At 68.1% G+C, this 26348-nt stretch carries 23 protein-coding genes; 5 read left to right on the top strand and 18 right to left on the bottom strand.

Translation table 11 applies throughout. The features are described from left to right. Positions 1-58: 58 nt before the first annotated feature. From ACWGCN_RS15655 to ACWGCN_RS15640, 4 genes are all read right to left on the bottom strand, one after another. The gene (locus tag ACWGCN_RS15655) at positions 59-1768 is read right to left on the bottom strand and encodes an ABC transporter ATP-binding protein (RefSeq protein ID WP_452459633.1); all 1710 of its coding nucleotides are present in this window, start codon (positions 1766-1768) and stop codon (positions 59-61) included. Next, entirely contained in the window at positions 1765-3537 is a 1773-nt protein-coding gene (locus ACWGCN_RS15650) for an ABC transporter ATP-binding protein (protein ID WP_452459632.1), read from the bottom strand. Before ACWGCN_RS15650 ends, ACWGCN_RS15655 begins: the two co-directional genes overlap by 4 nt. Next, positions 3534-4499 (bottom strand): alpha/beta hydrolase fold domain-containing protein, encoded by a 966-nt coding sequence (locus ACWGCN_RS15645; protein ID WP_452459631.1) that lies wholly within the window; start codon positions 4497-4499, stop codon positions 3534-3536. The genes ACWGCN_RS15650 and ACWGCN_RS15645 overlap by 4 nt, the downstream gene beginning before the upstream one ends. A 171-nt stretch (positions 4500-4670) precedes the next feature. Beyond that, entirely contained in the window at positions 4671-5387 is a 717-nt protein-coding gene (locus ACWGCN_RS15640; protein WP_449965912.1) for a hypothetical protein, read from the bottom strand. 248 nt (positions 5388-5635) lie between these two features. Between ACWGCN_RS15640 and ACWGCN_RS15635 the strand changes: the two genes are divergently transcribed. After that, positions 5636-7750 carry a thiamine pyrophosphate-dependent enzyme gene (locus tag ACWGCN_RS15635; RefSeq protein ID WP_452459634.1) on the top strand — a complete coding sequence of 705 codons (2115 nt, stop codon included), beginning with the start codon at positions 5636-5638 and terminating at the stop codon, positions 7748-7750. A 4-nt stretch (positions 7751-7754) separates the two neighbouring features. Here the strand turns inward: ACWGCN_RS15635 and secG are convergent, their stop codons facing one another. Beyond that, entirely contained in the window at positions 7755-7988 is a 234-nt protein-coding gene (gene secG / locus ACWGCN_RS15630; protein WP_101468684.1) for a preprotein translocase subunit SecG, read from the bottom strand. Between the two features lie 34 nt (positions 7989-8022). Then, a complete protein-coding gene (locus tag ACWGCN_RS15625) occupies positions 8023-9618 on the bottom strand; it encodes an MFS transporter (RefSeq protein WP_378989090.1) in 1596 nt (531 codons plus the stop codon). Positions 9619-9855: 237 nt separating this feature from the next. Between ACWGCN_RS15625 and ACWGCN_RS15620 the strand changes: the two genes are divergently transcribed. Continuing rightward, entirely contained in the window at positions 9856-10386 is a 531-nt protein-coding gene (locus ACWGCN_RS15620) for an MmpS family transport accessory protein (protein ID WP_378627072.1), read from the top strand. A 71-nt stretch (positions 10387-10457) separates the two neighbouring features. After that, on the top strand, positions 10458-11243 hold the full coding sequence (locus ACWGCN_RS15615) for an META domain-containing protein (protein ID WP_452459630.1): 786 nt from the start codon (positions 10458-10460) through the stop codon (positions 11241-11243). A 78-nt stretch (positions 11244-11321) separates the two neighbouring features. Here the strand turns inward: ACWGCN_RS15615 and tpiA are convergent, their stop codons facing one another. The 7 genes from tpiA to uvrC form a co-directional block, all read right to left on the bottom strand. Then, a complete protein-coding gene (tpiA, locus tag ACWGCN_RS15610) occupies positions 11322-12110 on the bottom strand; it encodes a triose-phosphate isomerase (RefSeq protein WP_387442950.1) in 789 nt (262 codons plus the stop codon). A 3-nt stretch (positions 12111-12113) separates the two neighbouring features. Next, a complete protein-coding gene (locus ACWGCN_RS15605; RefSeq protein WP_379315098.1) occupies positions 12114-13328 on the bottom strand; it encodes a phosphoglycerate kinase in 1215 nt (404 codons plus the stop codon). 5 nt (positions 13329-13333) lie between these two features. After that, positions 13334-14350, bottom strand: coding sequence for a type I glyceraldehyde-3-phosphate dehydrogenase (gene gap / locus ACWGCN_RS15600; RefSeq protein ID WP_056810475.1), 1017 nt, complete (start codon positions 14348-14350; stop codon positions 13334-13336). A gap of 216 nt (positions 14351-14566) precedes the next feature. Next, a complete protein-coding gene (whiA, locus tag ACWGCN_RS15595) occupies positions 14567-15550 on the bottom strand; it encodes a DNA-binding protein WhiA (protein WP_101467118.1) in 984 nt (327 codons plus the stop codon). Continuing rightward, positions 15541-16605, bottom strand: a complete 1065-nt coding sequence (locus ACWGCN_RS15590; RefSeq protein ID WP_387442946.1) for a gluconeogenesis factor YvcK family protein — start codon at positions 16603-16605, stop codon at positions 15541-15543. The genes whiA and ACWGCN_RS15590 overlap by 10 nt, the downstream gene beginning before the upstream one ends. Further along, entirely contained in the window at positions 16602-17558 is a 957-nt protein-coding gene (gene rapZ, locus ACWGCN_RS15585) for an RNase adapter RapZ (protein ID WP_452459629.1), read from the bottom strand. Before rapZ ends, ACWGCN_RS15590 begins: the two co-directional genes overlap by 4 nt. 121 nt (positions 17559-17679) lie before the next feature. Beyond that, entirely contained in the window at positions 17680-19665 is a 1986-nt protein-coding gene (gene uvrC, locus ACWGCN_RS15580) for an excinuclease ABC subunit UvrC (protein WP_378627060.1), read from the bottom strand. Positions 19666-19816: 151 nt separating this feature from the next. On the opposite strand from uvrC, the gene ACWGCN_RS15575 reads away from it, so the two are divergent. Continuing rightward, positions 19817-20230, top strand: coding sequence for a hypothetical protein (locus ACWGCN_RS15575; protein ID WP_452459628.1), 414 nt, complete (start codon positions 19817-19819; stop codon positions 20228-20230). 85 nt (positions 20231-20315) lie between these two features. Here ACWGCN_RS15575 and ACWGCN_RS15570 read toward each other — a convergent pair whose 3' ends face one another. Then, a complete protein-coding gene (locus tag ACWGCN_RS15570; RefSeq protein WP_379314852.1) occupies positions 20316-21008 on the bottom strand; it encodes an HAD family hydrolase in 693 nt (230 codons plus the stop codon). Positions 21009-21174: 166 nt separating this feature from the next. Here ACWGCN_RS15570 and ggt point away from each other — a divergent pair, with 166 nt between their 5' ends. Beyond that, entirely contained in the window at positions 21175-23127 is a 1953-nt protein-coding gene (ggt, locus tag ACWGCN_RS15565) for a gamma-glutamyltransferase (protein ID WP_449965933.1), read from the top strand. A 90-nt stretch (positions 23128-23217) separates the two neighbouring features. Here ggt and ACWGCN_RS15560 read toward each other — a convergent pair whose 3' ends face one another. From ACWGCN_RS15560 to ACWGCN_RS15545, 4 genes are all read right to left on the bottom strand, one after another. Then, on the bottom strand, positions 23218-23709 hold the full coding sequence (locus tag ACWGCN_RS15560; protein ID WP_452459627.1) for a PH domain-containing protein: 492 nt from the start codon (positions 23707-23709) through the stop codon (positions 23218-23220). Continuing rightward, the gene (gene ribH, locus ACWGCN_RS15555; RefSeq protein WP_378627052.1) at positions 23706-24182 is read right to left on the bottom strand and encodes a 6,7-dimethyl-8-ribityllumazine synthase; all 477 of its coding nucleotides are present in this window, start codon (positions 24180-24182) and stop codon (positions 23706-23708) included. The genes ACWGCN_RS15560 and ribH overlap by 4 nt, the downstream gene beginning before the upstream one ends. Before the next feature lie 25 nt (positions 24183-24207). After that, positions 24208-25452 carry a bifunctional 3,4-dihydroxy-2-butanone-4-phosphate synthase/GTP cyclohydrolase II gene (locus tag ACWGCN_RS15550; RefSeq protein ID WP_378627050.1) on the bottom strand — a complete coding sequence of 415 codons (1245 nt, stop codon included), beginning with the start codon at positions 25450-25452 and terminating at the stop codon, positions 24208-24210. A gap of 208 nt (positions 25453-25660) precedes the next feature. Then, complete coding sequence (locus tag ACWGCN_RS15545; protein WP_378989081.1) at positions 25661-26284, bottom strand: riboflavin synthase; 624 nt, start codon at positions 26282-26284, stop codon at positions 25661-25663. Positions 26285-26348: the final 64 nt, after the last annotated feature.

Raw genomic sequence — 26348 nt, 5'->3', positions numbered from 1 at the left:
GAAGCCCGGGCCCGATGATCGGGCCCGGGCTTCGTCGTGTCGGGTGATGCTCGCCGAGTCAGATGACCGGGGTCAGGGAGCTTGTCCAGAAGTCGGCGTAGCGGCCTGCTCGGTGCAGGAGTTCGTCGTGGGTGCCGTCTTCCGCGATGTGGGCGTGGTCGAGGAAGATGATGCGGTCGGCGCGGCGGACGGTGCGCAGGCGATGGGCCACCATGACCACGGTTCGGCCTGCCATCAGGCGTTCAATGCCCTCGTGGACCGCGGCCTCGTTCAAGGGGTCGAGGGCGGAGGTCACCTCGTCGAGCAAGACGATCGGGGCGTCTTTCAGGAGGGCTCGGGCGATCGAAACACGTTGACGCTCACCGCCGGACAGGAGGGCGCCCCCTTCGCCGACGTTCGTTGTCCAGCCGCCGGGGAGTCGGTCGATCACCTCGTCGAGACGGGCCGCGGTGGCGGCGGTTCGCACCTCGTCGTCGGTGGCGTCGGGGCGGCCGAGGCGGATGTTGTCCTCGATCGTCCCGTCGAACAGGTAGACGTCCTGGAAGACGATGGCGAACTGGGCCATCAGTGTTTCGGTGCTGATGGAGCGCACGTCGACGCCGCCGATGCGGACGGTGCCGGCGTCGACATCGTAGAAGCGGGCGATCAGTTGCAGGAGAGTGGTTTTGCCCGCGCCGGACGGTCCGACCACGGCCAGCCGTTGTCCGCGGGGAATCGTCAGCGAGACCTCGTCGAGCACCGTGCGGGTGCCGTGCCGGAAGGTGACGGCGTCGACGGTCAGGTCATGAGCCTGCGGTTCCAGGGGCGTACCGGGTTCCGGCAAGGTTTCGGTCCGCAGCAGTGCCTCGAGGCGCACCAGTTCGGATCGGGCACCACGTAGCTGGCCGCCGAGATCAGCGAGGGACAGCAGCGGGTCGGCGCACCGAGCGGCCAGGAGCAGGATCGCCAGGAACTCCGCCGCACCGATGTCTCCACCGAGGGCGAGATACGTGCCGAGGGCGAGCAACCCGGTGAACACCGCTTGTACCGCGAGTGAGAGACCGAGGATTCCGGGCAGCGCCGTGAAGGCTCGGCGGCGCGAGGTGCGCGCGACTTCCTGGAGGGAATCGTCGAGCAGGTCGAACCGTTCCGCCGTACGCCCCCCGGCTCGCAGAACAGGCTGGGCCTGCAGATATTCGATCACCCGCTGCGCGGCGTCGTGGTCGCGTTCGTGTCGCTGCGCGTCACCGACCGCCATCGCACGCCCCGACCAGACCTGGATCGCCGCCACGATCGGCACTGCGGCGGCCGCGGCCAACCCCAGCTGCCAAGTGAACGCGAACATCACGACGATGATCGTCAGCGGTGTCACGGCCGCCGAGATGAGCGGTGCCAGCAGGTGTGCGAGCACGCTCAACGCCTGCAGCACACCGCGACTGGCGAGCACCGACACCTCACCCACTCGACCGGCCGTGTACCAACCGATGGGCAGTCGGGCCAGGTGGTCGCCGAGTCGGTGGTACACCCCGCGCAGCAGCGTGGTGCCGACGCGGAATCCGGACAGGTCACTGCGGTAGCGCAGGACGGCATAGAGGGCGACGGCACCACCCAATGCGATCAGCCAGGGTCGGGCAGCGGCGGGGTCGTCACCGAACAGCGCCCGCAGGACCGGAACCAGCAGCGCATAGGACAGGCCCTCGGCGACCGCGGTGACCGTCATCAGCGCGATCGTGCGCCGAACCGGACCTGCGTAGTCGGCTCCGAGCACGCGCAACAGCATGCGAATCATCGTGGGTCTCCCTGTAGTTCCGCGGTCACCGTTCGGTGCGCGTGCCAGAAGTCGGCGAATTTTCCCGGTCGGGCAAGCAGATCTGCGGGTCTGCCCTGTTCGACGATCGCGCCGTTGTCGAGCATCACGACGGTGTCGGCGTCGGCGATCGTTTCCAGCCGGTGGGCGATGACCAGGATGGTCCGGTCACGTCCCAGCGATGCCAGCGCCTGCCGGACGGCCTGTTCGGTCTGTGGGTCGGCGAAGGCGGTCGCTTCATCGAGGACCAGGACCGGAGTATCGGCGAGCAGGGCACGAGCCAGCGAAATCCGCTGTGCCTCACCGCCGGACAAGACCGCATCGTCGCCGATCACCGTGTCGTAACCGTGCGGCAGTTCGAGGACGCGGTCGTGGATGTTCGCCAGGCGGGCCGCGCGCACCACGGCGTTACGGTCGGCACGGGGAACGGCGAGGGCGATATTGTCCGCGACCGAGGCTCGCAGCAGCCGCACGTCCTGGAAGACGAACGAGACCGTCCGATAGAGCTCGCGGCTACCGAGTTCGCGCAGGTCGACGCCGCCGAGGGAGACCGTGCCGTGGGTCGGGTCGAAGAACCGCGGCAGTAGCTGGACCAGGGTGGATTTGCCGCTGCCCGACGGTCCGACAAGTGCGGTGACGGTGCCGGGCTCCAGTACCAGGTCGATCCCGCGCAGCACTTCGTGTTCGGCGTCGTAGCCGAACCGGACGTCCGCCCACCGCACGCGATGCCCCTGCGGCGTCCTCGGTCGGGTCGGCTCGGGCAGCGGCGCCTCGTCGAGTACGTCGCGTATCCGGCCTACCGCGCGCCGCGCGGCCTGGAGGTCGTCGAAACAGTGTCCGAGCGCCGCCACGGGGGCGGTGAGCCCGATGCCGAGCAGCAGGAACGGCAACAGATCAGCCGGGGCCATTCCGCCGTTCGTGATCAGCACCGTGCCGCCGAGCAGCACCACCAGCAGCACGAACGGCGGCGACAGCGCCACCTGCATGCCCGCCGCGATGCCCGCCAGGCCACGCACCATCCGCAGGAAGATGTCGGCGAAATCCTCCGTGGCGGTGCGGAATCGGCGATGGGCGCGTTCGGACCCGCCGAAGGCCTTCACCACCGCGATGCCCTGCACGAACTCGACGACCGAGCCGGCGATACCACCCATGGCCGTGTCGAAATCCTGCTGTTCGCGCAGCCGGGTGGGGGTCATCATCAAGGGGACGAGCGCGATCGCCAGCACCACCGGAATCAGGGTGATGAGAGTGAGCCGCCAGTCGACGGTGAACAGGTAGATCAGCGAGACCGACGGCACCACGAACGCCGACACCAGTTCGCCGGGTGCGTGCGCGATGAACGGGTGCACCGCGCTCACGTCGTCGCCGACGATCTTCGCCAGCTCACCGGTGCGTCGCCGCGCGAACCAGCCGATCGGCACCCGCCCCAGCTGATCGGCCAGTTGCCGCCGCAAGGACAGCTGGACGCGATCGTCGAGGAGGTGGCCGACCGCCGAAGAGGCTGCGGTACACAGTAATCGGACGAGCAGACCCACCGCACCGGCCAGCACGACGAGCCACGCATGACCGTGGTCGACCTCGCCGGGTGACAACAGGATTCGGCCCAGTTCGACTACGGCCAGCAACGGAGCCAGCCCCGCCACGGCCCCGACGACCTGCAGGATCGCCACCGCGCCGAAACTGCCGAGATACGGGCGAAGCAAGCTGATGAGACTCGTTGCCCGGGTGGACTGTTCACTGACGGTGGTCATCGACGCGCTCCAGAACGCACAGCCAGGTGGCTTCGCAGATGGTCGAGGATCTCCGCGCGGGCGGGTTCGGCGGTGGGGATCAGCCCCCGCATGCTCAGGAAACCGTGTGTCGCTTTGGGATAGCGGGTCAGCGTTACCTCGACCCCCGCCTGCCGGAGACGATCGGCGTAGGCGGGCGATTGATCTTCCAGCGGATCGAGACCGGCGGACTGGATGAGGGTGGGGGCGCACCCGGCGAGGTCGTCGTGGAACATCGGCGATATCTGCCGCGCGTCGAATCCCTCGGGGAGCGCGATGCGTTGCACCGCACGGCAGTTCGCGGGGGTCGCGGTAGGGCTGTCCGCATTCTCGGTGAACGAGGGATAGTCGAAGACCCCGTCGGTCCAATCGAGTTGGGGATTGATCAGTACCTGCGTCCGCAGGTCAGGAGTATCGAAGGCGGTCAGCGCCGCGAGAGTGGCACCCGCGCTACTACCGAGCAGCGCGAGCCGAGTACCGTCCGCATCCCACTCCCCCGCCCGCGCGACAAGACGCGGTACCGCGTCGCGGGCGTCCTCGACAGCGGCGGGAATCGGATGCTCGGGCGCCAGCCGGTAGTCCACCGAGGCGACCACCGCCGGACACTCGGCAGCCAGGTGACTCAGCAGCCAATCGTCCTGCTCAGGAACCCCCGTGATGAACCCACCGCCGTGAAACGCGACGATCAACGGCAACCCCGAGCCCCCGTGCACCGGCCGATGCACGCGAACACGCAGCGTGCGACCGGCCAGTTCGAGCGTGTGATCGGTGCCGAGCGCGCCCCGATCCGACCGCCCGGTGACGAACGTCCCGACAGCCGACCGACGCAACTTCTCCTGCGCCCCACGCCCCTCGACGACCTCCGCCGGGGTGATCGAATCCCAATCCGGCTCACCCTTCAGTGCGGCCAACACCCGCATCCGAACAGGAACTCTGCCTCGCATGATCTGCCTCCTGGCGCTCACTCACCGCCACCTCCCGGCGGCGTAGAGCTACCCTGGCAGCCGCGACCACCACTGCGCTTTCGGAAACATGCGGTCACCCTCTCGAACAGGTGCCGCCGCAGCCTTTGCACATTCGCGCGATCACCGATGTGCGGGGCCCATCGCCGGCTGTCAGCCCAAGACCGCGCGTGGATCCGGAAGGTACATACCGGCTTTGCCGCGCACGGTACTCCACATCGCGAATCCCATCACCGGAGTGTTCTGGGCGATCATCATCTGCCGATTACTCAGATCGATAACCGCGGGTACCACGACGGTGCCGAAGCTCATCGCCTTGTTGGTGACGGCGCCGAAGCTGGCCGGGTGTACACGATCGGATATCAGCGCGGCGACCGCGCATGCGCCACCCTTCACCGCGAAGGCGCTCGGGCGCCGAATCGAACGGGCGAATTCATCGACCTGCCTGGTGAATCCGGCGACGGTGGCGGGTGAGATCTCGCCCGCGTGGCCGACGCACACGGCCAGTTCGATCGGATTCAGCGAGCTCTTGATGACCGCACCGACGCCGATCAGCGACAGCACCGGGCCGACCCAATTCCGGCTCACCTGGAGCCCGCCCATCGTCATATGGTGAGCGACCGCCGCCAGATAGGCCTGCACCGCCGCGCTCTCCTGCGGTCCGCCCTGCGGCGGAGCTTGCTGTGGCGCAGCATAATTCGCCTGCGGCGCACCGTATTGGGCAGGCGGTTGCTGATATTGCGGTTGCTGCGGCGGAAAACTCGGCTGCCCGTACGGCTGCTGCGGATACGGCTGCTGCGGCGGCGCCCCGAAAGGCCCCGGCTGCTGCGGATACCCCCACGGACCGCCCGGCCCACCTGACGTCGTCATAGCCCCTCCTTCACCGTCCCACCTGAACACCGGACACTACCGGCTGCCCGAACCACCCCAGCACTCCAGCTACGACTATCCCGGTTGCGGGATTCTTCCCCTGTCGGGTTCTCCCTGGATCCGGCCGGGCAGGCGCTAGCATCGGGTTCTTGGCATGCCGACGGTTCGGACGTCGACTCGACTGCGGGCGAGGAGTTGTTGCGGTGGCGCTGGGTTCGCTTGACCTGGATGGGGCGTTTCGGGCCGCGATGGATGGTCTCGTCGTGTCCGATCGGATCGACGCGGTCGGGAGCATCGATGCCGCGTTCGGGGCGGAGTTGTTCGAATCCCAGGCTGCCAGTAGGCATCTCGATCTGGCGGCTCGGCGGTTGGGGTCCGCTCGGCAGGGTTTCTACAGCATCGGGTCTTCGGGACATGAGGGAAACGCGGCGGTGGCGGCCGCGCTGCGCGTCGATGATCCGGCGTTGTTGCACTATCGGTCGGCCGCGTTCTTCGTGCAGCGATGCCGCCAGATTCCGGGGCTGGATCCGATTCGGGATGTGCTGCTGGGGGTTGTCGCGGCGGCTGCCGATCCGATTTCCGGTGGTCGGCACAAGGTGATCGGCAGCGCGGCGGCGTCGATCATTCCGCAGACCTCGACCATCGCCTCACATCTGCCGCGAGCCGTGGGGCTGGCATTCGCGTTGGATCGTGCTGCGAAGCAAGGGATTTCGTGCCGATGGCCTGCCGATGCGGTGGTGGTGTGCAGTTTCGGGGACGCGTCGGCCAATCATTCGACGGCGGTCGGGGCGGTCAACGCCGCCCTGCATGCCGCCCATCAGGGTGTGCCGATGCCGCTCGTGTTCGTCTGCGAGGACAACGGGCTCGGCATCAGTGTGCCCACCGCACCGGACTGGATCGAGCGCGCCTACGGTCCACGGCCGGGTCTCACCTACTTCGCCGCCGACGGCTGCGATCTACCCGATGTTCTCGGTGCCGCCGAAGATGCGGTGAATCTGGCACGAACCTGGCGGGTGCCGGTCTTCCTGCACCTGCGCACCGTCCGGCTCGGTGGACATGCCGGGTCCGATGTCGAGGCCGCCTACCGTGGTCCGGCCGATATCGCCGCCGACCTGGCCCGAGATCCCCTCCTCGGCACCGCCCGCTATCTGATCGCGGCGGGTGCCGCTGACGCCGGCGACCTGCTCGAGCGCTACGAGCGGATCGGTGCCCGCGTGCGGGAGACCGCCGACGAGGTGGTTCACGAAGCTCGGCTCGATTCCGCGGCGGCCGTGATCGCGCCCCTCGCGCCGATTCACCCCACCGCCATCCGCGAGGACGTCACCCGCCCTGGTCCGTCGACTCCTGCGCCCGACTCCCGGATGACGTTGGCGCAAGCGATCAACCACACACTCGGCGAACTCCTCACCAGAGACTCCGATGTGCTGGTGTTCGGCGAGGACGTCGGCCGCAAAGGCGGCGTCTACGGGGTCACGAAGGGCCTCAGAAAGCGCTTCGGAGCACGCCGGGTCTTCGACACCCTCCTCGACGAACAGTCCGTCCTCGGCACCGCGCTCGGTACCGGGTTGGCCGGCTTCATCCCGATCCCCGAGGTCCAGTATCTGGCCTACGTCCACAATGCGGCCGATCAGATCCGCGGCGAAGCGGCCACCCTCCAATTCTTCTCGAACGGGCAGTACCGAAATCCGATGGTGGTACGCATCGCCGGCCTCGCCTACCAAAAGGGCTTCGGCGGCCACTTCCACAACGACAATTCCTTGGCGGCACTGCGCGATATCCCCGGCGTTGTCGTCGCGGTGCCCGCGCGCGCCGACGACGCGGCAAGCATGCTGCGCACCTGCGTCTCAGCGGCCCGAGTCGACGGCCGGGTCTGTGTGTTCGTCGAACCGATTGCGCTGTACCACACGAAAGATCTCCATCCAGGCGACGAGGCCTGGCTGGCCTCCCCTGCCACCGACCACATTCCGATCGGCACAGCACGCACCTACGGCGACGGCACCGACCTCACCATCGTCACCTTCGGCAACGGCGTCCCGATGAGCTTGCGCACCGCGAATCGCCTTGCCGCCCAGGGAATCCACACGCGAGTACTCGACCTCCGCTGGCTCGATCCCCTACCGGCCGCCGACCTGCTCCACCACGCCGAAGCCACCGGCCGTGTGCTGGTCGCCGACGAGACCCGGCGCAGCGGAGGAGTCTCCGAGTCAGTTTTCGCGACGCTTGTCGACGCCGGTTACCAGGGCGCGCTCGCGCGGGTCACCAGTGCGGACAGCTTCATCCCGCTGGGACCGGCCGCGGACACAGTCCTGCTCGGTGAATCAGCGATCGAAGCAGCGGCCCGACGAATCGTGTCGTCGAGCTGACGCGTCAGGCGAACTTGATCTCGAGGCCGATGCCGAGGATCGCGATGAACCAGACGATGCCGACGAAGATGGTGATGCGGTCGAGGTTCTTCTCGACGACGGTGGAGCCGGACAGGCTCGACTGGACGCCGCCACCGAAGAGGCTGGACAAGCCGCCACCCTTGGCGCGGTGCAGCAGCACCAGCAGCACCAACAGCAAGCTGGTGATCACAAGGAGGATATCGAGGAACAGCGACATGGGGTTCATCCTAGGTGGTGTGGGGTCGACTGGTCTAACCAGGCTCGACTGCGACCAGGTGTGAGACCGTGTGGGGGCCTGCGGAGTACTGGGCGACGGTCTCTTCGATTTCCCGGTCACGGGCGGTCAGGCGCACCTGATGCTGGTGCATGTGCTCGGCCCAGGACCGCACGACGAAGGCTTCGACGAACCGGTCGACGGTGCCGACGTCGCGGTAGAGCCGCCATTCCATCGCGCCCGTGCGCTGCCTCGATCGCCCGACCAGCGCCATCGAGTCGGTGAAGGCGGCGACGTCGGCGGGTGGCACGTCGTAGCCGCGCATCACCAGGACGGGGCCGTCCTCGGGTTCGGGCTCGACGACGAGTTGCGGTTCGGGCCAGAACGCCGCCGGGGAGAGGTCGATCTCCTCGACGTTGTGCCGGATCGGCCACCACAGGGTGCTCACGGCACAGCACGCCAGCAGCGCAGCCGCGATCAACAGTGCCGTCACTGCACCGTAGGCACCGGCGACCAGACCCCAGAGCAGGGAACCGATGGCCTGCCCACCCATGAACACCAGCATGTACACCGACAGCCCACGGGCGCGCACCCAGGCGGGCAGTAGCAACTGCATGGTCGAGTTCAGCGTCGCCATCGCCAGCAACCACGCGAGACCGGATCCCACCAGCAACACGAGCACCACCACCACGTGGTGGACCAGTGCGGTCGCGATCGCACCCATCCCGAACAGGACCGCCGCGAGCGCGAGCCGCTGGGTGGGGGTGAACAGGACCCGCAGGCGTGACAATCCGAGCGCGCCACACACCGCGCCGAGCCCGAGCGCGCCGAGCAGCAGACCGTAGCCGGAGGACGACAGGCCGAGTCGGTCGTGGGCGATCACCGGCAGCAGCGACCACACCGCGCTGGCGGGAGCGATGAACAGGATCGCGCGGAACAGCACCCGTCGGATCGCGGGCGCAGCTCGGATGAATCGCGTGCCCGCCTGCAAGGCCGCGAGGGGCCGTTCGCTGGGCAGCGGACTCGTTCGCGTCGGCCACTTCGACACCAGCAGCACCGCGACGATGCCGACGAACGACACCGTGTTGAACCCGAACACCACGGTCGGCCCGGCGATCGAGACGATCACGCCCGCCACCGCGGGCCCGACGGCTCGGCCGATATTGACGCTCATGCTGCCCAGCGCCGCCGCCGAGGTGATCTGGTCGCGGGGCACCAGCTCGGGCTGTACCGCCTGCCAGGCGGGCGCGGTGAGCGCCTGCCCACAGCCGAGCAGGAACAGCAGGCTGAGCAGGACCGCGGGGGTGGTGTGGCCGGTGGCGGTGAAGACGGTGAGGGTGAGCGAGGCGACCGCCATCCCGGTCTGCGCGCCGATCAGCAGCCTGCGCCGGTCGACCAGGTCGGCCAGTACCCCGGACGGGATCGACAGCAACATCACCGGCAGGGCGAGCGCGGTCTGCACGAACGACACCAGTGCCGCGGCGTTCGGTTGATCCACGAGGATCCACTGCGCGCCGACCGTCTGCATCCACGTGCCCAGATTCGACACGAGCTGGGCGATCCACAGCGCCCGGAACACCGGTGAACGCAACGGAGCCCAGGTCGAGATCCGCTCCGCCGCCACTGTGCCCACCGGTCGAGCATATCCCTGGCGACCGCCGATCCCCGGCCAGCACTCCGTGCCGGCACAGCGGGACGACGGCGGCGACGGCTTCCGCGACAGATCCCCGTGATCGGTCAGAAATACTGTGGTGCAAGACAATAGAAGAGCGAATCTTCGCTGCGGTGTTATCTTCTGGTCGCTTTCGAGCGATCAGTACAGAGCTCCCGTTTCGTTCGGCGGGCCTGCACGACACGGAGGAAAATTCGCATGACTGTCCCACCCGGCCATCCGCAGCAGCCTTATGGCCAGCAACCGCCGCCTTACGGTCAGCAGCCCTCGGGTGGCTACCCGCAGCAAGGTGGCTACCCGCCCCAGGGTGGTTACCCGCAGCCGCCGCGCAAGAAGAAGGTGTGGCCATGGGTGCTCGGCGGGGTGCTGGTGGTCCTGCTGCTGGTCGTCGGCGGATGTGTCGCGCTCGTCGGCACGGTCGCCAACGAGATCGAGAACGAGGTGAGCCGGGAGGTCACCGTCTCCTATCAGGCCGGCGGAACCGGTACCTCCACGGTCATCTACACCGATGGCAGCCTGGACGTGGTCACCGAATCCGATACCGCGCTGCCGTGGTCCAAGGACGTGACGATCACCGGGCTGGTGAAGTTCGTGTCGCTGAGCGTCATGTCGGGCATCGACGGCGGAACGGTGTCCTGCAAGATCACGGTCGGCGGCAAGGTGATCGCCGAGGATCAGGCCACCGGTCAGCTCGCCAGCGCCAGCTGCACGGGCGACGCGGGCAAGTAGTTCCGCGCCGGATCGCGACCCGCCCCGAGCATCGACGAGCGATGCCCGGGGCGGTCCGTACCATCGGCTCCATGCGGATATCACCTCGTCCTCTGGCCGCCTTGCTCGCCCTGGTCGGCCTGGTGGCGGCCGGGTGCGGTTCGACCGGAACGGAACCGGTGGACGACACTGCCACGCCGATGGGCCACACCTATGTTTCCACCGAGGTCGTCGGCGACGAGATCCCGGGCGGCGGTCCGATGACGCTCGGCTTCACCGAGGGACGGATCTCGGCGAACTCGGGCTGCAACTCCGCGGGTGGCACCGTCGACCTGAGCAACCACATCCTGCACACCTCGCCACTGGCGAGCACCCTGATGGCCTGTCCCGGCGACCGCGAACGCGCCGACGCCTGGCAGAGCGACTTCCTGGAATCCGACCCCACCTGGCGCCTCGACGGTGATCGGCTGACACTGACGGGCAAGTCCGTCACCATCCATCTCACCGACAAGAAGGTCGTGACTCCCGACAAGCCGCTGACCGGCACCGCGTGGGTGGTCACCACCATGCTCACCCCGGACGCGCAGATCCGCTCGACCACGCTCGACGAGGTGAGCCCGAATCTCACCATCGGTGACGGCGGCACCGTCAACGGCTCGGCGGGCTGCAACCGGATCACCGGCACCGCGGGCGTCGGCCCCGGCGACGCGGTGAATTTCGCCGTCGCCACCACCAAGATGATGTGTGCGCCGGAGGTGATGGAGGTCGAGCAGAACGTGCTGCGCGCGCTGGACGGCCGAACCAGCGCCACCATCGACGCCGACACCCTCACCCTGCGCAACGACAACGGCTACGGCCTCATCCTGCACGCGCGGTAGCCGCCCGCGTTCACGAAAAGCGAAGGGCCGGAAACCACTCGGTTTCCGGCCCTTCGGTATTCAGTGTTCGGTGCCCGATCAGGGCAGCGGACCGCCCGCGGCGATCGCCGACAGGGTGGCGAACTCGTCACCCTTGAGCGAAGCACCGCCGACCAGCGCGCCGTCGATATCGGTCTGCCGGATCAGCTCGCCGATGTTCTTGGCGTTCACCGAGCCGCCGTAGAGCACGCGCACGCCGGCGGCGACCTCCGGGGAAGCCAGCTTCTCCAGCTCGCCGCGGATCGCGCCGCAGACTTCCTGCGCGTCGGCCGCCGAGGCGACCTTGCCGGTGCCGATGGCCCAGACCGGCTCGTAGGCGATGACGACCTGCGAAATCTGTTCCGCCGTCAAGCCTTTGAGCGAACCACGCAGCTGCTCGAGGTTGTACTCGACGTGCGTGCCCGCCTCGCGGACGCCGAGACCCTCGCCGATGCAGACGATCGGGGTGATCTCGTTCTTCAGCGCCTGCTTGGTCTTGGCCAGCACGGTCGCGTCGTCCTCGAGGTGGTACTGACGACGCTCCGAGTGCCCGACGACCACGAAGGTGCAGCCGAGCTTGGCCAGCATGGACCCGCTGATCTCGCCGGTGTAGGCACCGGAGTCGTGCGCCGAGACATCCTGGGCGCCGTAGGTGATCAGGAGCTTGTCGCCGTCGACGATCGACTGCACACTGCGCAGATCGGTGAACGGCGGGATCACCGTCACGTCGACCTTCGCGAAGTACTTCTCGGGCAGCGCGAACGCCACCTTCTGCACCAGCGAGATGGCCTCGAGGTGGTTGAGGTTCATCTTCCAGTTGCCCGCGATGAGCGGTTTACGTGCTGCCATCGCTCAGCCCTCCAACACCGAAATACCGGGCAGCTCTTTGCCTTCCAGGTATTCCAGGGAAGCGCCGCCACCGGTGGAGATGTGGGAGAAGCCGTCATCGGGCAGACCGAGCGCACGCACGGCGGCCGCCGAGTCGCCGCCACCGACGACCGTGAACGCACCCTTGGAGGTAGCGGTGACGATGGCTTCGGCGACACCACGGGTACCCGCGGCGAACTTCTCGAACTCGAACACGCCCATCGGGCCGTTCCAGAACACCGTCTCGGCCTCGGTCAGCAGCGCTGCGAATCGCGACACCGACTCGGGGCCGATGTCCAGGCCGAGCCAGCCGTCGGGGATCTCGGTCGACGCGACGGTCTCGGTGTCGGCGTCGGCCGCGAACTTGTCGGCCACCACGATGTCGACCGGCAGGTGCAGCACGTCGCCGAAGCGCTCGAGCAGATCCTTGCAGGTGTCGATCATCTCGGCCTGCAGCAGCGAGCCGCCGACCGGAAGACCTTGCGCGGCAAGGAAGGTGAAGCACATGCCGCCGCCGATCACCAGGGTGTCGACCTTGGGGGCCAGCGCCTCGATCACCGCGAGCTTGTCGGAGACCTTGGAGCCACCGAGCACCACCGCGTACGGGCGGGCCGGGTCCTGGGTGAGCTTCTGCAGCACCTCGACCTCGGCCGCGACCAGCGTGCCCGCGTAGTGCGGGAGCTGCTGGGCCACGTCGTAGACCGACGCCTGCTTGCGGTGCACCACGCCGAAACCGTCGGAGACGAACGCACCGTCGTCGCCGACCAGCTCGACGAACGCCGCGGCGAGCTTGGCCCGCTCCGACTCGTCCTTGCTGGTCTCGCGCGGATCGAAGCGCACGTTCTCCAGCAGCAGCACGTCGCCGTCGGTGAGGCCCTCCGAGCGCGAGAGCGCGTCGTAGCCCACCACGTCACCGGCCAGCTGGACATTGCGACCCAGCAGCTCGGCCAGTTTCGCCGCCACCGGGGCGAGCGAGAACTTGGCATCGGGCTCACCCTCGGGGCGGCCCAGGTGTGCCATCACGACCACCTTGGCGCCGGCCTCGACCAGCGCCTGAATCGTGGGCACCGAGGCGATGATGCGGCCCGGGTCGGTGATCTGACCGTTGTCGTCGAGGGGAACGTTCAGGTCGGAGCGCACGAGTACGCCCCGACCCTCGACACCCTCGGCCAGGAGATCCTGCAGTGTCTGAACTGTCATCGCGGTCAGAGCGACTTGCCGACGAGATCGACCAGGTTGGCCAGCCGGTTCGAGTAGCCCCACTCGTTGTCGTACCAGGAGACGACCTTGACCTGGTTGTCGATGACCTTGGTCAGCGGCGCGTCGTAGATCGACGAGTGCGGGTCGGTGACGATGTCACTGGACACGATCGGGTCCTCGTTGTACTTGAGGATGCCCTTCATCGGGCCCTCGGCGGCGGCCTTCATCGCGGCGTTGATCTCTTCGATGGTGGCCGGCTTCGCCAGGGTGGCGGTGAGGTCGGTGACCGAGCCCGTCGGAACCGGAACGCGCAGCGCGTAGCCGTCGAGCTTGCCCTGCAGCTCGGGCAGCACCAGGCCGATGGCCTTGGCGGCACCGGTGCCGGTGGGAACGATGTTCAGGGCAGCGGCGCGGGCGCGACGCAGGTCCTTGTGCGGCGCGTCCTGCAGGTTCTGATCCTGGGTGTAGGCGTGAATGGTGGTCATCAGACCGTTCACGATGCCGAACGAGTCGTTGAGCACCTTGGCGATCGGGCCGAGGCAGTTCGTGGTGCACGACGCGTTGGAGATGATGTTCTGGCTGCCGTCGTACTTGTCGTCGTTGACGCCCATCACGATGGTGATGTCGTCGCCGGTGGCAGGCGCGGAGATGATGACCTTCTTGGCGCCGGCGGACAGGTGGCCCTTGGCCTTCTCCGCGGCCGTGAAGATGCCGGTCGACTCGACGACCACGTCGACGTTCAGGTCGGCCCACGGCAGTGCCGAGGGGCCTTCCTTGATCGCGAGCGCCTTGATGCGCTGCTCGCCGACCACGATGGTGTCGCCCTCGACGGAGACGTCCTGCGGCAGACGACCCAGGATCGAGTCGTACTTCAGCAGGGTGGCGAGGGTGTTGATGTCGGTGAGGTCGTTGACCGCGACGATCTCGATATCGGTCTCGCCGACGGCCTTCAGCGCCTCCACCGCACGGAAGAAATTACGTCCGATACGACCGAAGCCGTTGATACCTACCCGGACAGTCACGTTATCGCTCCTCAGCTTTCAAGCGGATTCATTCCGACGGTAACCACAGTAGTAGCCGCGCCAGCCTTCACGACAGCCACCTGTGAGTTGTGAGCTCCCCGGCCTCAGGCCTGCGGAGACCCCAGAATAGAGGGCAGAGCGGTCATGTATGACCGCTCTGCACTAATCGTCGGATTCGCCACACCTTTCGGCGTGCGGAGTCTGTTGCTGTTCCTACTACGCGTCGTCGAGCAGCTCCGCTGTCACCGCGGACTCGGTATCGGGGATGCCGAGATCCTTGGCGCGCCGGTCGGCCATCGACAGCAATCGCCGGATCCGGCCCGCGACAGCATCTTTGGTCATCGGCGGATCGGCCAGCTGACCGAGTTCCTCCAGGGAGGCCTGCCGATGCTGCACCCGCAGCCTGCCCGCCGCGGCGAGATGCTCGGGAACATCGTCGGCGAGGATCTCGAGCGCCCGTTCGACCCGAGCCGCCGCCGCGACGGCCGCGCGCGCCGAGCGACGCAGGTTCGCGTCGTCGAAGTTGGCGAGCCGGTTGGCGGTGGCCCGCACCTCGCGACGCATCCGACGTTCTTCCCAGGTGAGCCTGGTGTCCTGCGCGCCCATCCGGGTGAGCAGGGCGCCGATCGCCTCGCCGTCACGCACCACGACCCGGTCCGTGCCGCGCACTTCCCGCGCCTTGGCGGTGATGCCGAGCCTGCGCGCCGCGCCGACCAGTGCCAATGCCGCCTCCGGACCGGGGCAACTCACCTCGAGCGCCGAGGAACGACCCGGCTCGGTGAGCGAGCCGTGCGCGAGAAACGCGCCACGCCATGCCGCTTCGGCGTCACCGATGCTGCCGCCGACCACCTGCGCCGGCAGCCCGCGCACGGGGCGGCCGCGCACATCGAGCAATCCGGTCTGGCGCGCCAGCGCCTCGCCTTCCTTCGACACGCGCACCACGTAGCGGGAAGTCTTGCGTAGCCCACCCGCGCCGAGCACATGCACATCGGAGCCGTATCCGTACAGCTCGAAAATCTCTCTGCGCAGTCGCCGGGCGATGGACCCCATGTCCACCTCGGCTTCCACGATCACCCTGCCCCCCACGATGTGCAGACCGCCCGCAAACCGCAGCAACGCCGACAGCTCCGCTTTACGCGAGCTGACCTGCGACACCACGAGCCTGCTCAGCTCGTCCTTCACCTCGGCTGTCATCGCCACGAGACGCGCTCCTTTCCCACCGACCCCGAACGCTCATCTGGAACACTGTGCACATCTGAGGCACTGTGCCGTCTCTCGAATCGAAGCCCAGTCAGTTGCGGCCGCGGCGACCGGACCAGCTGATCCAGTGCGGCGGCAAGTTTTCCGGGATGATGCCGATCCGTTCCCGGCTCGGCGACATCGCAGAACGTTACCCGTGCCCGCAACTGTTCGGCGGCTCTTGCCACATGTTCCCGTTGCCGCCCCTCCGGCACCGACGCCGAGTCGACGAGCACATCGTCGACCGCGAAATCCGGTGCGTGCTGGGACAATACATGCAGATGGCGCTCCGCGGAAAAGCCGGCTGTCTCGCCGGGCTCCGCCGCCAGATTCAACACGAGCACCTTGCGTGCCCGCGTGCGCACCAGCGCCGCGTGCAGTTGCGGCACCAGGACATGCGGAATGACGCTGGTGAACCACGAACCCGGTCCCAGCACAACAACATCCGCGTCGTCGATCGCCGAGGTCGCCTCGGGGCTGGCGGGCGGATCGGACGGAATCAGCCGCACCCGCCGGACCTTACCCGGCGTGGTCGCCACCGCAACCTGACCGCGCACGCACCGGCCGATCCGCGGGTCCGACTCCAGGCCCGATACTTCGGCCTCGATGTCGAGCGGAATCGGCGACATCGGCAGCACCCGGCCGGTGATCCGCAGCAGCCTGCCCACCTCGTCGAGCGCGGCCACCGGATCACCGAGGATATCGGTGAGTCCGGCCAGGATCAGATTGCCCACCGAGTGCCCGGCGAGCGCGCCGGTGCCGCCGAAGCGGTGCTGCACCGTCGTGGTCCACACCCCGTCGGCGTCATCGGACAGCGCTGCCAGGGCCATCCGCAGATCACCCGGCGGCAGCATGCCCAGCTCGGCGCGCAGCCGACCGGAGGACCCGCCGTCGTCGGCGACGGTGACGACGGCGGTGATCCGCCTCGTCAGCCTGCGCACGGCCGTCAAAGTCGCGTACAGCCCATGCCCGCCGCCCAGCGCGACGACGGCTGGGTCGGCTTCGATTCCACTCATTCGCGCCCCAGATCCCGGTGGACGACGCGCACGACGTCCACCGCCACGTGCCCGGTATCGGCGCCGATGCGCTCACCCAGTGCCTCGGCGACAGCGACGCTGCGATGTTTGCCGCCGGTGCACCCGACTGCCACGGTCATGTATCGCTTCCCCTCTTGGCGGTATCCGGTCGTCGTCAGGTCGACCAGGTGTTTGCCGGTCTGCAGGTAGTCCCGCGCACCCGGCCTGGACAGCACGTAGTCGCTGACCACCGACTCCTGTCCTGTGTGTTCCCGCAATTCCGGAATCCAATGCGGGTTGGGCAGGAATCGCACGTCCAACACCATGTCGGCGTCGAGGGGAACACCGTACTTGAAGCCGAAGGACTGCACAGTCAGTTGCAGTGCGGCTGGCGCGCCCGCGCCGTATGCCTCCTCCAGCTTGCGGTGCAGCTGGTGGATCGAGAGCTCGGTGGTGTCGATGACGAGGTCGGCGGCCCCCTTGACCGGGGCCAGCCTGGCTCGTTCGGCGGTCAGACCGGCCGAGAGCGTCCCGTCGGGGCTGTCGCTCTGCAGCGGATGACGCCGCCGGGCGAAGCCGAACCGCCGGATCAGCACGTCGTCGGAGGCCTCGAGGAACAGCACTCTGGTGCGGATGCCGGCGCCGCGCAACTGCTCGGTGACACCGGAGAGCTCGCCGGTGAAGAACCGGCTGCGCACGTCCATGACCAGCGCGAGCCGCCGGATCGGCGGGTCCGCCGCGGCGCCCAGCTCGATCATTCGCCCGATCAGCTCGGGCGGTAGGTTGTCGGTCACGTACCAGCCGAGGTCCTCCAGCACGCGCGCGGCAGTGCCGCGGCCCGCGCCGGACAAGCCGGTCACGATGACCACTTCTACTGGTTGCTGTGTGTCGGTGACCGTCCCGGACTGCCCGGGTGCCGCCCCCGCATTGTTATTCGATTCGACGCGTGTCATGTCCTACCGGATCCGTTTCTGGGTGCCTTTCGATCATCCCGCACCGGTTCGGGTATCGGGCGCAGACACACAACGTACGGCACACGCAATGTTGCGTCCTGCGATACCGGCCGTCGGCGGGTTACGGACTGTTGAGTGCCGCGAGCACCGCTTTCGCCGTCGAGACCCCGATACCGGGCACCGAGGTGATCTCCTCGACAGTCGCGTCCTTGATTCTGGCGACCGAGCCGAAGTGGGTGACCAAGGCGGTTCGCCTCGTCTCACCGAGGCCCGGCACCGAATCCAGCGCCGACGCCGTCATCCGGCGTGAGCGCTTGCTGCGGTGGAAGGTGATGGCGAAGCGGTGGGCTTCGTCGCGCACGCGTTGCAGCAGGAACAGCGCTTCGCTGTTGCGCGGCATGATCACCGGGTCGGCTTCGCCGGGCACCCAGACCTCTTCGAGGCGTTTGGCCAGACCGATCACCGCGACATCGGTGATGCCGAGTTCGTCGAGGACCTCGGCGGCGGCGGCGACCTGGGGTGCGCCGCCGTCGACGACGTAGAGGTTGGGCGGGTAGGCGAAGCGGCGCGGTCGGCCGGTGGTGGGGTCGATGCCGGGGCGTGAGGCGGGTTCGTCGACCTCGTCGGGTTCGATCTCCACGGGTTGTTCGCGGTCGCGGGCCAGCCGGGCGAAGCGGCGGCGGGTCACCTCGGCGATGCTGCCGACATCGTCGGAGCGGCCGTCGCCCGCGGCTTCCTTGATCGCGTAGTGGCGGTAGTCGGACTTGCGGGCCAGGCCGTCTTCGAAGACCACCAGCGAGGCGACGACGTCGGTGCCCTGCACGTGGCTGATGTCGACGCATTCGATCCGCAGCGGGGCGCTGTCGAGTTCGAGTGCGTCCTGAATGTCTTGCAGCGCTTGTGATCTCGACGTGAGGTCACCGGCCCGGCGGAGCTTGTGCTGAGCCAGCGCCTCGGCGGCGTTGCGCTGCACCGTCTCGGCGAGAGCCTTCTTGTCGCCGCGCTGCGGGATGCGCAGCGAGACCGCGGAGCCGCGCATCTTGCTGAGCCACTCCCCGATCTCCTCGGCGTCGGCGGGCAGTTCGGGGACCAGCACTTCCCGTGGGACGACGATGGCGGCGTCACCGTTCTGGTCCGCCATGGCGGCCTGCTCGCCGTAGAACTGGGTGAGGAACTGTTCCACCAGGGCAGCCATCTCGGTTCCCGATTCCGCGACATCGAGCGCGTCACCGGATTTGTCGACGACCCAGCCGCGCTGGCCGCGGACGCGTCCGTCGCGGACGTGAAAGATCTGGACCGCGGCTTCCAGTTCGTCGGTGGCGAAGGCGATCACATCGGCGTCGGTGCCGGTGCCGAGCACCACGGCCTGCTTTTCGAGGGCGCGGCGCAGTGCCTGCACGTCGTCGCGCAAGCGGGCGGCGTTCTCGAAGTCGAGGTCTTCGGCGGCCTCGTGCATGCGGCGTTCGAGTGCGCGCACCATCTTGTCGGTCTTGCCGGACAGGAAGTCGCAGAAGTCCTCGACGATCTGGCGGTGCTCGTCGGCGCTGACCCGGCCCACGCACGGCGCGGAACACTTGTCGATATAGCCGAGCAGGCACGGACGCCCGATCTGGCTGTGCCGCTTGAAGACTCCGTTGGAGCAGGTTCGCGCGGGGAACACCCGCAGCAACAGGTCGAGGGTCTCGCGAATCGCCCAGGCGTGCGCGTAAGGACCGAAGTAGCGCACGCCCTTCTTGCGCGCGCCCCGGTAGACGAACAGTCGCGGATACTCCTCGTTGAGGGTTACCGCGAGCACCGGATAGGTCTTGTCGTCGCGGTATCGGACGTTGAATCGCGGATCGAATTCCTTGATCCAGTTGTACTCGAGCTGGAGCGCCTCCACCTCGGTGGACACCACCGTCCACTCGACAGCGGCCGCCGTGGTGACCATCTGCTTGGTGCGCGGATGCAACGAGTACACATCGGCGAAGTAGGAGTTCAGCCGACTGCGCAGACTCTTCGCCTTACCCACATAGATGACCCGCCCGTGCACGTCCCGGAACTTGTACACACCGGGTTCGACGGGAATCGTGCCCGGCGCGGGCCGGTACGTCGCGGGATCTGCCACCCATCCAGCCTAGCGAGGGGCCCCGACAGGTCCGCACCGCCGAGGTGTCAACTGGCGCAGCAGCCCTACGGACGAGCGAGGTCGCTGGGGTGAGCTGTGCGCCTGCCTGTGTAGCGTGAGGGCTCGGATTATGTGCCCGAAAGGACGTCCGATGAGCAATGCCGCCGCCCTGCCGCAAACCGGTGACGACCTGTACGACGACGAGGTGTCCCCGCACGGAGTCATGCCGACGGCGGTGCGCGGAGCGCGGCTGATCGCCGCGGTCGCCACCGCCGTCGGTGTCGTGCTGATCGCGATCACAGTGGCGTTGGGCGGCTCGCTCGGCGCGCTGCTCGCCGGGTATCTGCCGTCCTTCGCGCTGGTTCCGCTGGTGCTGCTGTTCCGGCAGGGCGGTGATCTGGTGCGCAAGGCGGCGATCGGGGTCGCGGTGCTGGCGTGCCTGGTGTCGTCGACGGGCATTCTCACCGGGCTGCCGCCGGGTGTGGTCGGCGTCGTCGCCAATGGCGCGGTCGCGTCGATGCTCCTTCGGCCCTCTGCCCGGACCTGGTTCACCCGCCAACGCTGACCTGCGCCTCGGCGGGGTCGCCCGACCGCGCGCATCCGCCCGGCCGTCGGGCGGGACTGTCTGCCGGCGATCCGGCCACAGGAGGTCAGTCGGCGGTTCGGATGCCGTGTTCGGCGAGGGCGTCGATGAGCGCGCGCGGGCGGTCGGGGGTGGGTAGCGGGTCGACGAGGGCGAAGCGGGCGCCGAGGGTGGTGGCGCCGCCGTCTGCCTCGGCGCTGTCGCCGATCATGAGGACGCGGTCGGGGGTGACGCCGAGGCGGTCGGTGGCGTCGCGGAAGATCTGCGGGTTCGGTTTGATGGCACCTATCTCGAAGGACAGCGTCATCGAGCCGATGAGGTCGGTCCAGCCGTGTTTCGCGAAGGCGGGGCGGATGTCGTAGGCGATATTGCTGACGATGCCGATCGGGATTCCCTGGGCAGCAAGCGATTCCAGGACGGTGCCCGTGTCGGGATAGGGGGTCCAGGCGAGCGGGTCGGTGAGGCGTTCGTAGAGCCGGATCGCCTGGGCCTCGGGAACATCGGAGCCGCGCAGCACCTCCAGGTAGGCATACCGGTGCAGGGCGGGGTCGAGATCGCGGTTGTCCCAGGCGTGTTGGCCCACCGCGTCGAAGGTCATGAATTGTTCGACCGGCGCGGTCATCCGGCGCATCACTTCGGCTTTCGCCGCCACGTCGAACGGCGTCCCGTCGTCCCCGACCAGTTCGTGAGCCCAGGTCCGGTCGTCCTCCAGGCGGAAGACCGTGCCGGAGAAGTCGAACAGCACCGCGTCGATGTCCATGGCAGCCAGGGTAGCGAGACGAAGACAGTGCGCCCGGCGGAAATCGGCCGGGTAACCCAGGATTCGTGTGCCGGCCATCCGGTCGTCGCGGCCGGACAGGAGCACACGGCAAGCCCCCGGCGGAAAAAGATCGAATCGCGTCGTACCGCCGGGTTACCCTGGCTGGATGACGCCAAGGCGACGGACGTGGATCGGGGCCACGACGGCCGCAGTGCTCGCGGTGGGGGTACTGGCCGGATGTTCGACAGACGAGAAAACGGCCGCGGAATGCACGAGCACGCCCAACGGCACTCCTGTGTCCGCGGCGCCCGCCACCGGCACCGGGGCGCCGACCTCGCAGAATCTCAGCACCAACCCTGAGATCGCGTCGGGCTATCGCTCGGATATGACCGCGGTGCGCACCAGCACCTACGCGGTGTCGACCGCCAACCCGATCGCCACCGAGGCCGCGTGCCGGGTACTGCGGGCGGGTGGCACCGCGGCCGACGCCCTGGTCACCGCACAGGCGGTACTCGGTCTGGTCGAGCCACAGGCTTCCGGCATCGGCGGCGGCGCCTTCCTGGTGCACTACGACGCGAAGTCGCGCACGGTCGATACCTACGACGGCCGCGAGACCGCTCCTGCCGCGGCGACCGAGAACTATCTGCGCTGGGTCAGCGACACCGACCGCACCGAACCCGCACCGAATACCCGGGCCAGCGGTCGCTCCATCGGCGTGCCCGGAGTGCTGCGGATGCTCGAACTCGCCCATTCCGAACACGGGATGAGCGCCTGGAAGGAACTGTTCGATCCCGCGATCAGCCTGTCCGACAACGGTTTCGAGATCAGCCCGCGGCTGGCAGGCCAGATCGCCGAATCCGCGAAAGACCTGGCCGCCGACGAGGCCGCGCGTGGCTACTTCCTCGAAGCCGATGGCTCGCCCAAGAAGTCGGGCACCCTCCTCACCAATCCGGCGCTGGCGAAAACGCTCTCGGCGATCGCGACCGACGGCGCGAAGGCCTTCTACAGCGGCGCCATCGCCCAGGACATCGTCGAGGCGGCGGGCAGCACGGCGGGCGGCCGTACCCCCAGCGCGCTGACCACCACCGACCTGGCGAATTACGAGGCGAAGAAGCGCACGGCGCTGTGCACCGGGTACCGCAAGTACGAACTGTGCGGCATGCCCGCGCCGTCCTCGGGCGGCAGCACCGTCGCGGCGACGCTGGGCATTCTCGCCAATTTCGATCTCCCCGCGCTGCGCCCACAGGAGCTCGACGCCAACGGCGGGCGGCCCGACGCGCAGGCCGTGCACCTGATCTCCGAAGCGGAGCGACTGGCCTACGCCGATCGCAACAAGTACGTCGCCGACCCGGATTTCGTTCCGTTGCCGGGCAATTCGGCGCTCTCCCTCGTGCACCCGCAGTACCTCAAGGAACGGTCGACGCTGATCGACCCGCAGCGCAGCATGGGTACCGCCAAGCCCGGCAACCTCGGGCCGGTCCCCCTCGGCAACGGTCCACAGCCGCCCGAACACGGCACCAGCCACATCTCCGTCATCGACAAGTACGGCAACGCCGCCGCCATGACCACGACGGTCGAATCGGCGTTCGGGTCTTTCCATCTCGTCGACGGATTCGTGCTCAACAATCAGCTCACCGACTTCGCCGCCGACCCGGTCGACCCCGACGGGACACCCGTGGCCAACCGCCTCCAGCCCAACAAGCGCCCACGCAGTTCGATGGCCCCGACCCTGGTGTTCGATCGTGACGATCGGGGCGACCGTGGCGAACTGAAGCTCGTCACGGGTTCACCCGGTGGTTCGGTGATCATCCAGTTCGTCGTGAAAACGCTGGTCAATGTGCTGGATTGGGGTCTCGACCCGCAACAGGCGGTCTCCGGGGTGTCGTTCGGCGCGGGCAATACGCCGGTCACCGGCGTCGGCGGTGAGCACCCGGACATCAATGCGACCGACAACGGCGACCACGATCCCCTGGTCGAGAAGCTGCGGGCGATGGGCCATCAGGTGTCGGTGGCGCCGCAGTCCAGCGGGCTCAGCGCCCTGCAGCACAACGGCAAGGACGGCTGGATCGGCGGTGCGGATCCGCGCCGCGAGGGAGCGGTCCTCGGCGATACCCGCTGATGCGCTGGTCTGTGCGTCACGACTCGGTGGCGCACAGACAGCAGCGTTGCCGGCAATCAGTCGGCTCCAGGTGCCGACCGCTCAGCGAAGTCAGTCCCGCGGGGCGTAGCGGGCGCCGAGTTCGCGGACGCGCTCGATGGCGTCGGCGGCGTGGGTCTTGTCGTTGGAACGGATCGCCAGCATCGGGACGTAATCGTCGTCGGCCAGTTCGAGGCGGGCCCATGCCTTGCGGTCCGGGAAGGACACGCCACGGATGTAGGCCCACGGGTACACCTGCTCGCCCAGGATATTGCGCACCCCGACACCCTGGCTGCCCGCGCGCACTCGCGGACGGGTGAGCATAAGTACCGCGCCCGCCCCGACCACCCCGATCAGGATCATCGCGACCTGATCGGCGACCCGGAAGTTCACCCCGGTCGACCCGGTGCGCAGCATCAGCCCACCCGCGGTGAACGCGACGAGGATGACGATCGCGACCACGATGGCGGTGCGGGTCGCCCGGCGCGGACGCACCTGGAACTCCCAGCCCGCGTCGGGCTGGGGAGCGCTACGACGCCAGGTCCGCACCACCGGCACGGTCACACCGATCGCAGTGCGCGCAAGGTGAGCGCGGCGTCGAGAGCGGCGGCGCAGGCCTGTTCGCCCTTGTCCTCCGCCGAACCGGGCAGCCCGGCCCGATCGCGCGCCTGCTCCTCGTCGTTCGTCGTGAGCACACCGTTGGTGACGGGGGTGGCCGCATCGAGCGACACCCGGGTCAGCCCGGCCGTCACCGCATCGCACACGTACTCGAAATGCGGTGTGCCACCACGGATCACGACGCCCAGAGCCACCACGGCGTCGTGCGTGCGCGCCAGCTCCTGCGCGACGACCGGCAGCTCCATCGCACCGGCGCAGCGCACCACGGTCACATGTTCGACGCCGGCTTCCTTGGCCACCCGTTCGGCATTCGCCACGAGGGTGTCGCAGATCTCGGTGTGCCACCGCGAGGCGACGATGCCGAGTTTGACGTCTTTGGCCTGCGCCAGCGCGAAGCTCGGGACACCTGTACCGCTCATCGTTGCCGCCTTTCGTACGAAATGATCACTGCGCGGTTTCGCCGAGGTCGAGATCGTCGAGGCCGACCAGGTCGTGGCCCATCCGATCCCGCTTGGTGCGCAGATAGTGCAGGTTCTCGGCATTGGCGCGCAACGGCATCGGGACGCGCTCGGTGATCGCGAGACCGTAGCCGTCGAGGCCGACCCGCTTGGCCGGATTGTTGGTGAGCAGGCGCATCGATCGGATGCCGAGATCGACCAGGATCTGCGCGCCGGTGCCGTAGTCACGGGCGTCGGCGGGCAGACCGAGATCGAGGTTGGCGTCGACGGTGTCGCGACCGGTGTCCTGCAACTGGTAGGCCTGCAGCTTGTGCATCAGGCCGATGCCACGGCCCTCGTGCCCGCGCATGTAGAGGACGACGCCGCGCCCCTCCTGATCGACCATCTCCAGTGCCGCGTCGAGCTGCGGGCCGCAATCGCAGCGCAGCGAGCCGAAGACATCACCGGTCAGGCATTCCGAGTGCACCCGCACCAGTACGTCCTCGCCGTCACCGATGTCACCGCGCACCAGCGCGACGTGCTCGGCATCGTCGAAGATGCTCTGGTAGCCCACGGCCTTGAAATCGCCGTGAGCGGTCGGAATACGGGCCTCGGCCACCCGCACGACATGCTTCTCGTGCTTGCGCCGCCAGGCGATCATGTCGGCGATCGAGATCATCGCCAGGTTGTGCTCGTCGGCGAATACGCGCAGCTCGTCGGTACGGGCCATGTGCCCGTCGTCCTTCTGGCTGACGATCTCGCAGATCACGCCCGCGGGACGCAACCCGGCCATCCGGGCCAGATCGACCGCGGCCTCGGTGTGGCCGGGCCTGCGCAGCACGCCGCCGTCCTTGGCGCGCAGCGGCACCACATGGCCGGGGCGGGTGAACTCGTCGGCCTTGGCCTGCGCGCTGGCCAGCAGGCGCATGGTGACGGCCCGGTCGGCGCCGGAGATGCCGGTGGTGATGCCCTCGCGCGCATCCACCGAGACGGTGTAGGCGGTGCCGTGCTTGTCCTGGTTCATCGCGTACGCCGGCGGCAGGCCGAGCCGGTCGCAGTCGTCGGCGGTCAACGGCACGCAGATGTAGCCGGAGGTGTAGCGGATCATGAACGCGACCAGCTCCGGGGTGGCCTTCTCGGCCGCGAAGATGAGATCGCCTTCGTTCTCCCGGTCCTCGTCGTCGATGACGACAACAGCCTTGCCGGCCGCGATATCGGCGACCGCGCGCTCGATGCTGTCCAACCTGGTCACGTCTGCTTGCTCCGTATATTTGGCGGCCGGGGCCGCGGGTTTCTCGGCCCGGTGGGCCTCGATCTTCCCTCCCGGCGGGCACTCCTTCGTCGCACCCTCTGGTCGGTCCAGATCGAGGCGGCCGAGAAACTGCCCTGGGGGATGGCAATGACTTCCTACATTACGGCGTGGCCTCGGGGTGTTCGGTGAGGCCCGGCGCCGATCGGTGTCAGCCTCGCTGGGCGAGGCGTTCCACGTACTTGGCGATGACGTCCACCTCGAGGTTCACGGTGGCGCCGACAGGGGCGGTGCCGAGGACGGTCAGGGCGAGGGTGGTCGGGATCAGGGAGACCTCGAACCAGTCACGGGATCCGTCGGCGTTCGGCTCGTCGTCGATGCCGAGCGCGGAGACGGTGAGGGAAACGCCGTCGACGGTGATCGAGCCCTTCTCCACCACATAGCGCGCGATGGAATCCGGCAGCGAGATCCGCACGACCTCCCAGTTCTCCGACGGGGTGCGCCGCAGCACGGCGCCGGTGCCGTCGACGTGGCCCTGCACGAGGTGGCCGCCGAGGCGGCTGTTCAATGCGGCCGCGCGCTCGAGGTTGACCGGCGATCCGGGGACCAAGCCGCCGATGCTCGAGCGCTTCAACGTCTCGTCCATGACGTCGACGGTGAAACTGTCGCCGTCGATCACGTCGACGACGGTGAGGCAGACGCCGTTGACAGCGATCGAATCGCCGTGCCCGGCATCGGAAGTCACCAGCTTGCCGCGGATCGTCAATCGGGCGGCGTCGGTCAGCGCCTCGGTGGCCACGATCTCGCCGAGCTCCTCGACGATCCCTGTGAACATGCCTGACTCCCTTGTCGCGTCATCCGTACCCGTTGGGCCCAACAGCAGGTGAGTGGCCGCTATT

The sequence above is a fragment of the Nocardia sp. NPDC055050 genome, assembly GCF_053608345.1.
This window is presented reverse-complemented; position numbering and strand designations above follow the sequence as displayed.